Source organism: Variovorax paradoxus (genome assembly GCF_022009635.1).
Classification (GTDB): Bacteria; Pseudomonadota; Gammaproteobacteria; order Burkholderiales; family Burkholderiaceae_C; genus Variovorax.
On the sequence record NZ_CP091716.1, the window covers coordinates 1,533,560 to 1,546,800 of the forward strand.

Annotated in this window: 10 protein-coding genes; all 10 read left to right on the plus strand. The window is 69.4% G+C overall.

What is annotated here, in order from left to right; all coding sequences use genetic code 11:
* The first annotated feature begins 2 nt into the window (after window positions 1-2).
* The 10 genes from ftsL to L3V85_RS07315 are packed head-to-tail and all read left to right on the plus strand — an operon-like array spanning window position 3 to window position 13,241.
* Window positions 3-374, plus strand: coding sequence for a cell division protein FtsL (gene ftsL / locus L3V85_RS07270; protein ID WP_237678701.1), 372 nt, complete (start codon window positions 3-5; stop codon window positions 372-374).
* Window positions 371-2,125 carry a peptidoglycan D,D-transpeptidase FtsI family protein gene (locus L3V85_RS07275; RefSeq protein ID WP_237678702.1) on the plus strand — a complete coding sequence of 585 codons (1,755 nt, stop codon included), beginning with the start codon at window positions 371-373 and terminating at the stop codon, window positions 2,123-2,125. Before ftsL ends, L3V85_RS07275 begins: the two co-directional genes overlap by 4 nt.
* A 2-nt stretch (window positions 2,126-2,127) precedes the next feature.
* A complete protein-coding gene (locus tag L3V85_RS07280) occupies window positions 2,128-3,684 on the plus strand; it encodes a UDP-N-acetylmuramoyl-L-alanyl-D-glutamate--2,6-diaminopimelate ligase (protein ID WP_237678703.1) in 1,557 nt (518 codons plus the stop codon).
* Window positions 3,681-5,129 carry a UDP-N-acetylmuramoyl-tripeptide--D-alanyl-D-alanine ligase gene (locus tag L3V85_RS07285; RefSeq protein WP_237678704.1) on the plus strand — a complete coding sequence of 483 codons (1,449 nt, stop codon included), beginning with the start codon at window positions 3,681-3,683 and terminating at the stop codon, window positions 5,127-5,129. The genes L3V85_RS07280 and L3V85_RS07285 overlap by 4 nt, the downstream gene beginning before the upstream one ends.
* A gap of 15 nt (window positions 5,130-5,144) precedes the next feature.
* Window positions 5,145-6,323 (plus strand): phospho-N-acetylmuramoyl-pentapeptide-transferase, encoded by a 1,179-nt coding sequence (mraY, locus tag L3V85_RS07290; RefSeq protein WP_237678705.1) that lies wholly within the window; start codon window positions 5,145-5,147, stop codon window positions 6,321-6,323.
* Between the two features lie 7 nt (window positions 6,324-6,330).
* Entirely contained in the window at window positions 6,331-8,451 is a 2,121-nt protein-coding gene (murD, locus tag L3V85_RS07295) for a UDP-N-acetylmuramoyl-L-alanine--D-glutamate ligase (protein ID WP_237678706.1), read from the plus strand.
* Window positions 8,448-9,746, plus strand: a complete 1,299-nt coding sequence (gene ftsW, locus L3V85_RS07300; RefSeq protein ID WP_237678707.1) for a putative lipid II flippase FtsW — start codon at window positions 8,448-8,450, stop codon at window positions 9,744-9,746. The genes murD and ftsW overlap by 4 nt, the downstream gene beginning before the upstream one ends.
* Complete coding sequence (murG, locus tag L3V85_RS07305; RefSeq protein WP_237678708.1) at window positions 9,743-10,807, plus strand: undecaprenyldiphospho-muramoylpentapeptide beta-N-acetylglucosaminyltransferase; 1,065 nt, start codon at window positions 9,743-9,745, stop codon at window positions 10,805-10,807. The genes ftsW and murG overlap by 4 nt, the downstream gene beginning before the upstream one ends.
* Window positions 10,804-12,273: a UDP-N-acetylmuramate--L-alanine ligase gene (murC, locus tag L3V85_RS07310; RefSeq protein WP_237678709.1), complete on the plus strand. Its 1,470-nt coding sequence runs from the start codon at window positions 10,804-10,806 to the stop codon at window positions 12,271-12,273. The genes murG and murC overlap by 4 nt, the downstream gene beginning before the upstream one ends.
* Window positions 12,270-13,241 (plus strand): D-alanine--D-alanine ligase, encoded by a 972-nt coding sequence (locus L3V85_RS07315; protein WP_237678710.1) that lies wholly within the window; start codon window positions 12,270-12,272, stop codon window positions 13,239-13,241. Before murC ends, L3V85_RS07315 begins: the two co-directional genes overlap by 4 nt.

Consider the following 13,241-nt stretch of genomic DNA (forward strand, 5'->3'; position numbering starts at 1 on the left):
CCATGGCCCGGCTTAACCTGTTGCTGCTGCTGGCTGTGATTGCCACGGCGCTGTACCTCGTTCATACGCAGTACCAATCGCGTCAGCTCTACACCGAGCTCGACCGCGTGCAGCAGGAAGCCCGCCGCCTGGAACTGGACCGCGACCGCCTGCAGGTCGAGAAGCGCGCCCAGGCCACGCCGCTGCGCGTCGAGAAGCTCGCCAAGGAGCAGCTGCAAATGCGCACCACCTCGCCGGCCATCACGCAGTACGTGCGGCCCGACGGTTCGGTGATTCCGGCCGTGGCGCCGCTGCCGCCGGCCACGCCCGCGGGCGCCAAGCCGGCCGCGAAGCCCGCGGCCAAACCCGCCACCGCAGCGAGGTCCGCACGATGACCCGCGGCAACCGCAGCGTGCGCTACACCACCAGCCCCTTGCTCGCGAGCAAGACGCCGGTGTGGCGCAGCAAGTTCATCGTCGCCGGCATCGCGCTCGGCTTCGTCATGCTGGCGGGCCGGGCTGCGTACGTGCAGGTGCTCAACAACAGCTTCTTCCAGCGGCAGGGCGAAGTGCGCTTCGCGCGCACGCTCGAAATGCCGGCCAACCGCGGCCGCATCCTCGACCGCAACGGACTCATCCTCGCCTCCAGCGTGGTGGCGCCCAGCATCTGGGCCATTCCCGAGGACATCGAGCGCGACGACCCCGAGGTGCGCGCCAAGCTCAAGCAGGTGGCCAAGCTGCTCGAGATGCCGCAGAAGGACTTCGACAAGAAGCTGGAAGACGAGGACAAGACCTTCGTCTGGATCAAGCGCCAGGTCGACGAGCCCATCGCCAAGCAGATCGCGGCCATGAACCTCAAAGGCATCTACCAGCGCAAGGAATACAAGCGCCAGTACCCCGAGGGCGAGGCCGCCGCGCACGTGGTGGGCTTCACCAACGTGGAAGACAGCGGCCAGGAAGGCATCGAGCTCGCGTTCAACAAGGAACTGGCGGGCAAGACCGGCTCGCGCCGCGTCATCAAGGACCGGCTGGGCCGCGTGGTCGAGGGCGTGGGCGAACTGGTGCCGCCGCTGGACGGCCAGGACATCCAGCTCAGCGTCGACAGCAAGGTGCAGTTCTTCGCCTACCAGAAGCTGCGCGACGCGGTGATCGCCCGCAAGGCCAAGGCCGGCAGCGTGGTGGTCCTCGACTCCACCACCGGCGAAGTGCTGGCGCTGGCCAACTACCCGAGCTACGTGCCCGACAAGCGCCAGAACCTCACCGGCGAGCAACTGCGCAACCGCGCGCTCACCGACACCTTCGAGCCCGGCTCGACCATGAAGCCCATCACGGTCGGCATGGCGCTGGAAGCCGGCCGCGTGAAGCCGTCGACGGTGATCGACACCGCGCCCGGCCGCTACCAGATCGGCGGCTTCACCATCAGCGACACCCACAACTACGGTTCGCTGACGGTCGAGGGCGTGATCCAGAAGTCGAGCAACGTGGGCGCGCTCAAGATCGCCCAGAAGATGACCCCGCACGAGATGTGGGACACCTACACCGCGCTCGGCTACGGTCAGAAGCCGCAGATCCAGTTCCCCGGCGCCGTGACCGGCCGGCTGCGTCCGTGGAAGACCTGGAAGCCGGTCGAACAGGCCACCATGGCCTACGGCTACGGCCTGTCGGCATCGCTGTTCCAAATGGCGCATTCGTACACCTCGTTCGCGCACGACGGCTCGCTCATCCCGGTCACCATTCTCAAGAACTCCGAGCCGCCGACCGGCGTGCGGGTGTTCTCGCCGTCGAACGCGCTGGCTGTTCGCAAGATGCTGCAGATGGCCGCCGGCCCCGGCGGCACCGGCACGCGCGCTCAGACCGTGGGCTACTCGGTCGGCGGCAAGTCGGGCACGGCCCACAAGCAGGTTGGCAAGGGTTACGCGAGTAACAAATATCGTGCGTGGTTCACCGGCATGGCGCCGATCGAGAAGCCGCGCATCATCGTCGCCGTGATGATCGACGAGCCCACCGACGGCCAGTACTTCGGCGGCCTGGCAGCGGCTCCCGTGTTCAGCGAAGTCGTGCAGCAGACCCTGCGCATGATGAACGTACCGCCCGATCTGGCGGTCAAACCGCTTGTGATGACGCAAGGCGTCGACGAGAGCTTCTGAACATGCTGACCTTCACTTCCCCCCAACTGGTGGCCGCCTGGCTCAAGGAGCGCGCGCCGCAGGCCGCCATGCATGCCGACAGCCGTGCCGTGGGCGCGGGCGACATCTTCGTCGCCTGGCCGGGCGCGGCCACCGACGGCCGCAAGCATGTGGCGTCCGCGCTGGCGCAGGGCGCCGCGGTCTGCCTGGTCGAGCACGAAGGCGTCGAGCCCTTCGGCTTCGACGGTGACGAGCGCATCGTGAGCTACCCCGGCCTCAAGGCCGCCACCGGGCCGATCGCCTCGGCCTTCTACGACAACCCCTCGGCGCTGCTCGACGTGCTGGCCGTGACCGGCACCAACGGCAAGACCTCCACCGCCTGGTGGCTGGCCGAATCGCTCTCCACGCTGCGCGCGGCTGGCGGCGTGCGCGTGATGAAGCCCGACGGCACCATGCAGCGCGACGCGCCGTCGCCCTGCGCAGTGATGGGCACGCTCGGCGTCGGCGTGCCGCCCGAGCTGACCTACACCGGCCTGACCACGCCCGACCCCGTGATGATGCAGCGCGAGCTGCGCTCGCTGGTCGAGCGCGGCTTCGGTGCCTGCGCCATCGAGGCTTCGTCCATCGGCATCGCCGAGCGCCGGCTCGACGGCGCGCAGATCGCGGTGGCCGTGTTCACCAACTTCACGCAGGACCACCTCGACTACCACGGCAGCATGGACGCCTACTGGCAGGCCAAGGCCGAGCTGTTCCGCTGGCCCGGCCTGCGCGCGGCGGTGATCAACATCGACGACACGCACGGCGCCAGCCTGTGCGCGAACCTGATCGACGCCGGCATCGGCGCGCTCGACGTCTGGACCGTCTCGGCCGGCGGCAAGCCGGCACGCCTCGTGGCACGCGACATCGGCTACGACGCGCAGGGCCTGCAGTTCTCGGTGGCCGAACACGGCACCGCGGCCGTGGAGCGCCTGTCGACCGGCCTGATCGGCCAGTACAACGTGGCCAACCTGCTGGGCGTGCTCGGCACCCTGCGCGCGCTGGGCCTCACGCTGGCCCAGGCCGCGGCCGCCTGCGCCAATCTCACCAGCGTGCCGGGCCGCATGGACCGCGCCGGCACCGGCGACGGTGCGCCGCTGGCCGTGGTCGACTACGCCCACACGCCCGACGCCCTCGACAAGGCCCTGATCGGCCTGCGTCCGCTCGCCCAGCAGCGCGGCGGCGCGCTCTGGTGCCTGTTCGGCTGCGGCGGCGACCGCGACCCCATCAAGCGCCCGATGATGGCCGCGGTGGCGGAGCGCCAGGCCGACCGCGTGATCGTCACCAGCGACAACCCGCGCAGCGAAAAGCCCGACGCCATCATCAGCCAGGTGCTGCTCGGCTTCTCGCGCCCTGAAGTCGCACAGGTGCAGCCTGACCGCGCCCTCGCCATCGCCGACGCCATCGCGCAGGCAGCCCCGCAGGACGTGGTGCTCATCGCCGGCAAGGGCCACGAGGCCTGGCAGGAAATCGCCGGCCAGCGCATCGAGTTCTCCGACAAGACCCATGCGCTGCAGGCGCTGGCAAAGCGAGGTGGCGCATGACCGACAGCACGCCGCTCGGCATCACGCTGGCACAGGCGCAGCAATGGATTCCCGGTTCGCGCCTGGTGGGTGACGCCTCGACCGTCATCGCCCGCGTGCACACCGACACGCGCACGCTCGCTGCCGGCGACCTGTTCGTCGCGCTCAAGGGCGAGCGCTTCGACGCCAACGAATTCCTCGCCGAGGCGAAGAAGCAGGGCGCAGTGGCCGCCATCGCACACCACGGCCTCGAAGCCGCCGGCCTGGCCGGCCTGGAGGTGCCCGATTCGCTTCTGGCGCTGGGTGCGCTCGGCGCCGGCTGGCGCGCGCAGTTCACGCTGCCATTGATTGCCGTCACCGGCAGCAACGGCAAGACCACGGTCACGCAGATGATCGCGGCGGTGCTGTTCGCCGCGCGCGCCGACCGCGGCGAAAGCGCCCTGGCCACGGCCGGCAACTTCAACAACGAGATCGGCGTGCCGCTCACGCTGCTGCGCCTGCGCGCGCAGCACCAGCGCGCCGTGCTCGAACTGGGCATGAACCATCCGGGCGAGATCGCGCGGCTGGCCGCCATGTCGCGCCCGACCATCGCGCTGGTCAACAACGCCCAGCGCGAGCACCAGGAGTTCATGGCCACCGTCGAGGCGGTGGCCGTCGAGAACGCCGCCGTGTTCGCGGTGCTGCCCGACGACGGCACGGCCGTGTTCCCCTACGGCGATGCCTTCACCTCGCTGTGGACCGACATGGCTCACGCCGGTGGCTCGCGCCGCTGCATGACCTTCGGCGAGCACCAGGACGCCGACATCTCGCTGGACGGCGCCGAATGGAAGCAGGGCGCCTGGGCCGTGCGCATCCGCACGCCCATCGGCAGCTTCGACGCGCGCCTGCACATCGCGGGCCGCCACAACGTCGTCAACGCGCTCGCGGCCACGGCCTGCGCGCTCGCGGCCGGCGTGTCGACCGACATCATCGCCGCGGGCCTGAGCGCCTTCGAGCCGGTCAAGGGCCGTTCGCGCGCCAGCGAGATCGTGCTGGCCGACGGCCGCGCCGTCACGCTGGTCGACGACAGCTACAACGCCAACCCCGATTCCGTGATCGCCGCCATCGACGTGCTCGCCGCCCTGCCGGGCCCGCGCTTGCTGGTGCTGGGCGACATGGGCGAGGTGGGCGAACGCTCGCCCGAGTTCCACGCCGAAGTCGGCGACTGGGCTCGCCAGCGCGGCATCGAGGCCGTCTACACCTTCGGCAACGCGACGGCCCACACCGTCGCCGCGTTCCGGGGCGATGCGGACGGTCGTCATTTCAATGAGTTCGACGCGCTCGGCGCCGCCGTGCTCGCGCGCCTGCCGCATGTCGGCAGCGTGCTCGTCAAGGGATCGCGCTCCATGAAGATGGAACGCATGGTGCAGGCCATCGCGGCCCAGGCACGACCACAACAACAAAAGGAGGCCGGTCATGACGCATGAGCCGCGCGACACCACATGCTGATGACCCTGGCCCAATGGCTGCAGACGCTCTCGCCCGAATTCGGGTTCCTGCGCGTTTTTCAATACCTCACTTTCCGCGCGCTGATGGCCGCGCTGACCGCGCTGGTGGTCGGTCTTGTCGCGGGCCCCTACGTCATCCGCCGCCTGGCCGCGCTCAAGATCGGCCAGCCGATCCGCGGCTACGGCATGGAAACGCATCTGACCAAGAGCGGCACGCCGACCATGGGCGGTGTGCTCGTGCTGTTCTCCATCGCGCTGTCCACGCTGCTGTGGTTCGACGTGTCGAACCGCTTCGTGTGGATCGTGCTGTGGGTCACGATGGGCTTCGGCGCCATCGGCTGGGTCGACGACTGGCGCAAGGTGGTGCGCAAGGACCCGGAAGGCATGCGCTCGCGCGAGAAGTACTTCTGGCAGTCGGTGGTCGGCCTGCTCGCCGGTTTCTACCTGCTGTTCAGCATTTCGGAAAGCTCCAACTGGCGCGTGCTGCAGCTGTTCTTCGCATGGGTGCAGTCGGGCTTCGACCTGAGCTTCCCGCCCAAGATCAACCTGCTGGTGCCTTTCTTCAAGGAAGTGAGCTACCCGCTCGGCGGCATCGGCTTCGTGGTTCTCACCTACCTGGTGATCGTGGGCGCGAGCAACGCGGTGAACCTGACCGACGGCCTGGACGGCCTGGCCATCATGCCGGTGGTGATGGTGGGCTCGGCGCTGGGCGTGTTCGCCTACGTCACGGGTAGCGCGGTGTATTCCAAGTACCTGCTGTTCCCCAACATCCCGGGCTCCGGCGAACTGCTGGTGTTCTGCTCCGCCATGGCGGGCGCGGGGCTCGCGTTCCTGTGGTTCAACACGCATCCGGCGCAGGTCTTCATGGGCGACGTGGGCGCGCTGGCGCTGGGCGGCGCGCTGGGCACCATCGCGGTCATCGTGCGCCAGGAAATCGTGTTCTTCATCATGGGCGGCATCTTCGTGGTCGAGGCGATCTCGGTGATGGCCCAGGTGATGTACTTCAAGTACACCAAGAAGCGCTACGGCGAAGGCCGTCGCGTGCTGAAGATGGCGCCGCTGCACCATCACTTCGAGAAGAGCGGCTGGCGCGAGACGCAGGTCGTGGTGCGCTTCTGGATCATCACGATGCTGCTGTGCCTCGTGGGCCTTTCGACGCTGAAGCTGCGGTAACGGAACCATGCGGCACCTGAAAGACCTCCACGTTCTCATCCTCGGCCTCGGCGCGTCCGGGCTGGCGATGGCGCGCTGGTGCGCGCGCCACGGCGCCGTCGTGACCGTGGCCGACACGCGCGAGGCGCCCGCCTCGCTGGCCACGCTGAAGGCCGAGTGGCCCGAGGTCGCGTTCGTCGGCGGCCCGTTCACGGCCGCGCTGGTCGAAGGCACGCCGATCCGCGCGGTGTACCGCTCGCCGGGCCTGTCTCCCGCGACCATCGCGCCGGTGGCCGATGCGGCACGTGCCATGGGCCTGCCTGTCGGCGGCGAGCTCGACCTGTTCGCGCGCGCGCTGCTGGACCTGCGCACGGTCGAAGTACCGGTGGTCGAAGCCGAGCCGGAGCCTGAAGAAGCCATTCCCGAAGCGCCGGTGGTGGAAGCCGCCGAGCCTGAAGCCCAGGCCGAGCTGCCGCTGGAAGCCCCGGTGCCCGCCGAGCAGGCCGAAGTCGAAGTCGTGGCCGAGCCGGTGCCGCAGCCCGAGCCCGTCGCTGAAACCCAAGCGCTCGAAACTGTTGTTGCCGAAGCTGCGCCTGAGCCGACCGTTCCCGCGCAGGCAGAGGCCATGCCGCGCGATCCGTCGATGAGCGTTGCCGTGCCGCAGCCCCCGGAGACCGACGCGCCTGTCGAGGCTGCGCCCGAAGCTGTCGAGCCCGTCGCGGAAACGCCGGAAGCGCCCGAGGCCGTCGAGCCGCCGGCTGCGACCCCGGCACCCGCACCCGCCACCGTTTCCCGCCTGCCGGCCACCGGCAAGCCCTACGTTCCCACGGCCGCCAAGGATGCCGCGGAGTTCGTCGCCAAGATCGCCGAGCTTTCCGCCACCAACCCGGCCTCGGCCGCCGTCGAGGAAGAATCGCCCCAGCTCGAACTGGCCCCGCCGGTCGAGCCCGAAGCGCCCAAGGGCTACACGCCCTCGGTGCTCGCCATTACCGGCACCAACGGCAAGACCACCGTCACCTCGCTCACCGGCCAGCTGGTCGAGCGCGGAGGCAAGACCGTGGCCGTGGCCGGCAACATCGGCCCGACGCTGCTCGACACGCTCTGGGCGCACATCGATGCCGACACGCTGCCCGACGTGTGGGTGCTCGAACTCTCGAGCTTCCAGCTCGACGGCGTGCAGGACTTCGAGCCGACCGCCGCCACCGTGCTCAACCTCACGCAGGACCATCTGGACTGGCACGGCGACATGTCGGCCTACGCCGCGGCCAAGGCGCGCATCTTCGGCGCGCGCGGGCTGATGATCCTCAACCGCGACGACGCCGGCGTGATGGCGATGCTGCCCGCGCCCGTCAAGGTCAAGCTGCAGCGTCCGCAGATCCGCACGCACGTCACCTTCGGCGCCGCGATGCCGCTGCGTCCGGGCGACTACGGCATCGAGCGCGTCAACGGCATGGCCTGGCTGGTGCGCGCGCTGGAAGCCGACGAAACCCAGAAGCGCAAGCGCGGCGCCGTGGTGGAAGAAGAAATCTTCCTGCAACGCCTGATGCCCGCCGACGCGCTGCGCATCCGCGGCCGCCACAACGCCATGAACGCACTGGCGGCCCTCGCGCTCGCGAGCGCCGCTGGTTGCCCGCTCGGCCCCATGCTCTACGGCCTGCGCGAATATCACGGCGAGCCGCACCGCGTGGAGCCCATCGCCATCGTCGACGAGGTCGAGTATTTCGACGACAGCAAGGGCACCAACGTCGGCGCCACCGTCGCCGCGCTGGCCGGCCTGGGCGAAGAGCGCCGCGTGGTCGTGATCCTGGGCGGCGAGGGCAAGGGACAAGACTTCGAGCCGCTCGCCGCGCCCGTGCGCCAGTACGCGCGCGCCGTGGTGCTCATCGGCCGCGACGCGTCGATCATCGAAGCCGCGCTGGCCTCCACCGGCGTCTCGCTGATGCACGCGGGCTCGATGGAAGAAGCGGTGCAGGCCGCCGCCGCCCGCGCCAACCCCGGCGACGCCGTGCTGCTGTCACCGGCCTGTGCGAGCTTCGACATGTTCAGGGACTACGAGCACCGCGCCGACGTGTTCCGCGAGGCCGTGCAGTCCTGGGCGGACAGCCCGCGCGGCCTGGGCGATTCTTCGACGACGGAGGAGCAGCTTTGAACTCTGCCGCATCGGGCGCCACGCCCAACGCACGCACCAGCCGCTTCGGTGGCTGGTTCAAGCGTGCCCGCAGCGGCATCGACGCGCTGCCGGTGCACCTGCCCGTGCGGCTGGGCGGCGCCGGCATCGCGCAGACCAAGGCCACGCCGATGCGCGTGCTGGGCTTCGACCAGGCGCTGGTCTGGGTCACGGTCGCGCTGCTGACCTGGGGCCTGATCATGGTGTATTCGGCCTCCATCGCGCTGCCCGACAACCCGCGCTTCGCGCGCGCCGGCTACAGCGCCTCCTACTTCCTCACGCGGCACGCGGCCTCGGTGGTGTTCGCGTTCGTCGCCGCGCTGCTGACTTTCCAGATTCCCATGAAGACCTGGGAGCGCGCCGCGCCCTGGCTCTTCGTCGCGTCGCTGCTGCTGCTGGTGGCGGTGCTCATTCCGCACATCGGCATCAACGTGAACGGCGCGCGCCGCTGGCTGCCGATGGGCTTCATGCGCTTCCAGCCCTCGGAGCTGGCCAAGCTCGCGATGGTGCTCTATGCCGCCAGCTACATGGTGCGCAAGATGGAGATCAAGGAGCGCTTCTTTCGCGCCGTGCTGCCGATGGGCATCGCGGTGGTGGTGGTCGGCATGCTGGTGATGGCCGAGCCCGACATGGGCGCGTTCATGGTGATCGCGGTGATCGCCATGGGCATCCTGTTCCTGGGCGGCGTGAACGCGCGCATGTTCTTCGTCATTGCCGCGCTGGTGGTGGTGGCCTTCGGCACCATCGTCGCGACCAGCCCGTGGCGCCGCGAGCGGATCTTCGCGTACCTCGACCCGTGGAGCGAGGAGCATGCGCTCGGCAAGGGCTACCAGCTGTCGCACTCGCTGATCGCCATCGGCCGCGGCGAGATCTTCGGCGTGGGCCTGGGCGGCAGCGTCGAGAAGCTGCACTGGCTGCCCGAAGCGCACACCGACTTCCTGCTCGCCGTGATCGGAGAGGAATTCGGCCTGATCGGGGTGCTGCTGATCATCGGCATGTTCCTCTGGCTCACGCGCCGCATCATGCACATCGGCCGCCAGGCCATCGCGCTCGACCGCGTGTTCTCCGGCCTCGTGGCGCAGGGCGTGGGCGTTTGGATCGGCTTCCAGGCCTTCATCAACATGGGCGTGAACCTCGGCGCGCTGCCGACCAAGGGCCTGACCCTGCCGCTGATGAGCTTCGGCGGCTCGGCCATTTTGATGAACCTGGTGGCGCTGGCCGTGGTGCTGCGCATCGACTACGAGAACCGCGTGCTCATGAGAGGGGGCCGCGTATGACCGGCCGTACCGCACTCGTCATGGCTGGCGGCACCGGCGGCCACATCTTCCCCGGACTCGCGGTGGCCGAGGCCTTGCGCGAGCGCGGCTGGCAGGTGCACTGGCTGGGCGCCCCCGGCAGCATGGAAGAAAAGCTGGTGCCGCCGCGCGGCTTCGCCTTCGAGCCGGTGCAGTTCGGCGGCGTGCGCGGCAAGGGTCCGCTCACGCTGTTCCTGTTGCCGATGAAGCTGCTGCGCGCTTTCTGGCAAAGCCTGGGCGTGGTGCGCCGCGTGAGGCCCGACGTGCTGGTGGGCCTGGGCGGCTACATCACCTTTCCGGGCGGAATGATGGGCGTGCTGATGGGCAAGCCGCTGGTGCTGCACGAGCAGAACTCGGTCGCGGGCCTGGCCAACAAGGTGCTGGCGGGCGTGGCCGACCGCGTGTTCACCGCCTTCCCGAATGTGCTGAAGAAGGCGCAGTGGGTGGGCAACCCGCTGCGCGAAGCATTCACCTCCAAGGCCGATCCGGCCACGCGTTTCGCTGGCCGCACCGGCCCGCTGAAGCTGCTGGTGGTGGGCGGCAGCCTGGGCGCTCGCGGCCTCAACACCGTGGTGCCGAAGGCGCTGGCCCGCATCGCGCCGGCCATGCGCCCGCAAGTGCTGCACCAGAGCGGCGCCAAGCAGATCGACGAACTGCGCGCCAACTACTCGGCGGCCGGTGTCGACGGCGAACTCACGCCCTTCATCGAAGACACTGCTCAGGCCTATGCGGACGCCGACATCATCGTCGCGCGCGCGGGTGCCAGCACCGTCACTGAAATCGCGGCCGTCGGCGCAGCAGCGCTGTTCGTGCCTTTCCCCTCGGCGGTCGACGACCACCAGACCACCAACGCACGCTTCCTCGTGGATGCCGGCGGCGGATGGCTGGTGCAACAGGCCGACCTCACTCCTGAATTGCTGGCCGACTTGCTACAGAACACCGAGCGCACCGCGCTGATCGACAAGGCCGCCAAGGCCAAGACCATGCAGAAGACAGAGGCTGTGGAAGCCGTCGTCCGCGCCTGCGAGGAGCTTGCCAAATGAAGCACGCGATTCGTCACATCCATTTCGTCGGCATCGGCGGCTCTGGCATGAGCGGCATCGCCGAAGTGCTGCTGAACCTGGGCTACAAGATCTCCGGCTCCGACCTGGCCGACAGCGCCACGCTGCGCCGCCTCGCGGGCCTGGGCATCGGCACCTTCGTGGGCCATGCCGCCGCGCACATCGAAGGCGCGGACGCGGTCGTCACGTCCACCGCCGTGCAGCCGGACAACCCCGAAGTGCTGGCCGCGCGCGAGAAGCGCATTCCGGTGGTGCCGCGCGCGCTGATGCTGGCCGAGCTGATGCGCCTGAAGCAGGGCATCGCCATTGCCGGCACGCACGGCAAGACCACCACCACCAGCCTGGTGGCGAGCGTGCTCGCCGCCGCCGGGCTCGACCCGACCTTCGTGATCGGCGGCCGCCTGAACAGCGCGGGCGCCAACGCGCAGCTCGGCAGCGGCGACTACATCGTGGTCGAGGCCGACGAGTCGGACGCCTCGTTCCTGAACCTGCTGCCGGTGATGGCGGTGGTCACGAACATCGATGCCGACCACATGGAGACCTACGGGCACGACTTCGCGAAGCTCAAGAAAGCCTTCGTCGACTTCCTGCACCGCATGCCGTTCTACGGCGTGGCCATCCTGTGCACCGACGATCCGGCGGTGCGCGAGATCGTCTCCAGCGTGACCTGCCCGGTGACCAGCTACGGCTTCGGCGAAGACGCCCAGGTGCGCGCGCTCGACGTGCGCGCCGTCGGCGGCCAGATGCATTTCACCGCGCAGCGCCGCAACGGCGTGACGCTGCCCGACCTGCCCATCGTGCTGAACCTGCCCGGCGAGCACAACGTGCGCAATGCGCTGTCGGTGATCGCGGTGGCGGTGGAGCTCGGCATTCCCGACGAGGCCGTGCAGCGCGGGCTCGCGGGCTTCAAGGGCGTGGGCCGCCGCTTCCAGAGCTACGGCGACGTGGCGGTGCAAGGTGGCGATGCCGGCACCTTCACCGTCATCGACGACTACGGCCACCACCCCGTGGAAATGGCGGCCACCATCGCGGCCGCGCGCGGCGCGTTCCCGGACCGCCGGCTGGTGCTGGCCTTCCAGCCGCACCGCTACACCCGCACGCGCGACTGCTTCGAAGACTTCGTCAAGGTCATCGGCACGGCCGACGCGGTGCTGCTGGGCGAGGTCTATGCCGCCGGCGAGGCGCCCATCGTTGCCGCCGACGGCCGCACGCTGGCGCGCGCGCTGCGCGTGGCGGGCAAGGTGGAGCCGGTGTTCGTCGACGACATCGCCGCCATGCCGCAAGCCATTCTCGACAACGCCCGCCCGGGCGACGTGGTGCTCTCGATGGGTGCCGGGTCGATCGGCGCGGTGCCGGCCAAGGTGGTCGAACTCGGCGCGGCGGCTGTTGCCGCCGGCGCCACGTCCTCAACATCGGAGCGCGGCTCGCGCAAAGGGAGGGCCGCATGAGCCTTCAGGATCCCAAACTCTTCGGCAAGGTCGCCGTGCTGTTCGGCGGCAGTTCCGCCGAACGCGAAATCTCGCTGATGTCGGGCACCGGCGTGCTCGAGGCGCTGCGCTCGCGCGGCGTGGACGCGCATGCCTTCGACCCGTCGCAGCGCGAGCTGGCCGACCTCAAGCGCGAAGGCTTCGCGCGCTGCTTCGTCGCGCTGCACGGCCGCCACGGCGAGGACGGCACGGTGCAGGGCGCGCTCGAGCTGCTGGGCATTCCCTACACCGGCTCCGGCGTGATGGCTTCCAGCGTGGCCATGGACAAGGTCATGACCAAGCGCATCTGGCAGGCCGACGGCCTGCCCACGCCCAAGTACGTGCGCCTGGCCTTCGACCAGCAAAGCCGCGAGCAGATCATGGCCGTACCCGACGTGCTGGGCCTGCCGCTGATCGTGAAGCCGCCGCGCGAGGGCTCGTCCATCGGCGTGACCAAGGTCGAGGGCTATTCGCAGATGCAGGATGCGATCACGCTGTCCGCGAAGTACGACGCCGACGTGCTGTGCGAGGAGTTCATCGAAGGCGAGGAAGTGACCTGCGCCGTGCTCGGCCACGGGCTCGACGCGCGCGCGCTGCCGGTGGTGCGCATCGCCGCGCCCGAGGGCGCCTACGACTACCAGAACAAGTACTTCACCGACGATGTGAAGTACCAGTGCCCGAGCGGCCTGCCCGACGCGGAAGAGCACGAGATCCAGCGCATTGCGCTGGCGGCCTACCGCACCCTCGGCTGCCGCGGCTGGGGCCGCGCCGACGTGATGATCCGCGCCAGCGACCGCAAGCCCTTCCTGCTCGAGATGAACACTTCGCCCGGCATGACCAGCCACTCGCTGGTGCCGATGTCGGCACGCGCCGCGGGCATCGCCTACGAAGAACTCTGCGTGCGGGTGCTGGCCTCGGCCACGCTCGACGCCACGGGAGGCTCGTTATAG

Bases quoted from the DNA above. Each gene is read 5' to 3' on its own strand.
- ftsL (WP_237678701.1), top strand. From the start codon at position 3: ATGGCCCGGCTTAACCTGTTGCTGCTGCTGGCTGTGATTGCCACGGCG.
- L3V85_RS07285 (WP_237678704.1), top strand. From the start codon at position 3,681: ATGACCGACAGCACGCCGCTCGGCATCACGCTGGCACAGGCGCAGCAA.
- murC (WP_237678709.1), top strand. From the start codon at position 10,804: ATGAAGCACGCGATTCGTCACATCCATTTCGTCGGCATCGGCGGCTCT.
- L3V85_RS07275 (WP_237678702.1), top strand. From the start codon at position 371: ATGACCCGCGGCAACCGCAGCGTGCGCTACACCACCAGCCCCTTGCTC.
- L3V85_RS07280 (WP_237678703.1), top strand. From the start codon at position 2,128: ATGCTGACCTTCACTTCCCCCCAACTGGTGGCCGCCTGGCTCAAGGAG.
- L3V85_RS07315 (WP_237678710.1), top strand. From the start codon at position 12,270: ATGAGCCTTCAGGATCCCAAACTCTTCGGCAAGGTCGCCGTGCTGTTC.
- mraY (WP_237678705.1), top strand. From the start codon at position 5,145: ATGCTGATGACCCTGGCCCAATGGCTGCAGACGCTCTCGCCCGAATTC.
- murG (WP_237678708.1), top strand. From the start codon at position 9,743: ATGACCGGCCGTACCGCACTCGTCATGGCTGGCGGCACCGGCGGCCAC.
- murD (WP_237678706.1), top strand. From the start codon at position 6,331: ATGCGGCACCTGAAAGACCTCCACGTTCTCATCCTCGGCCTCGGCGCG.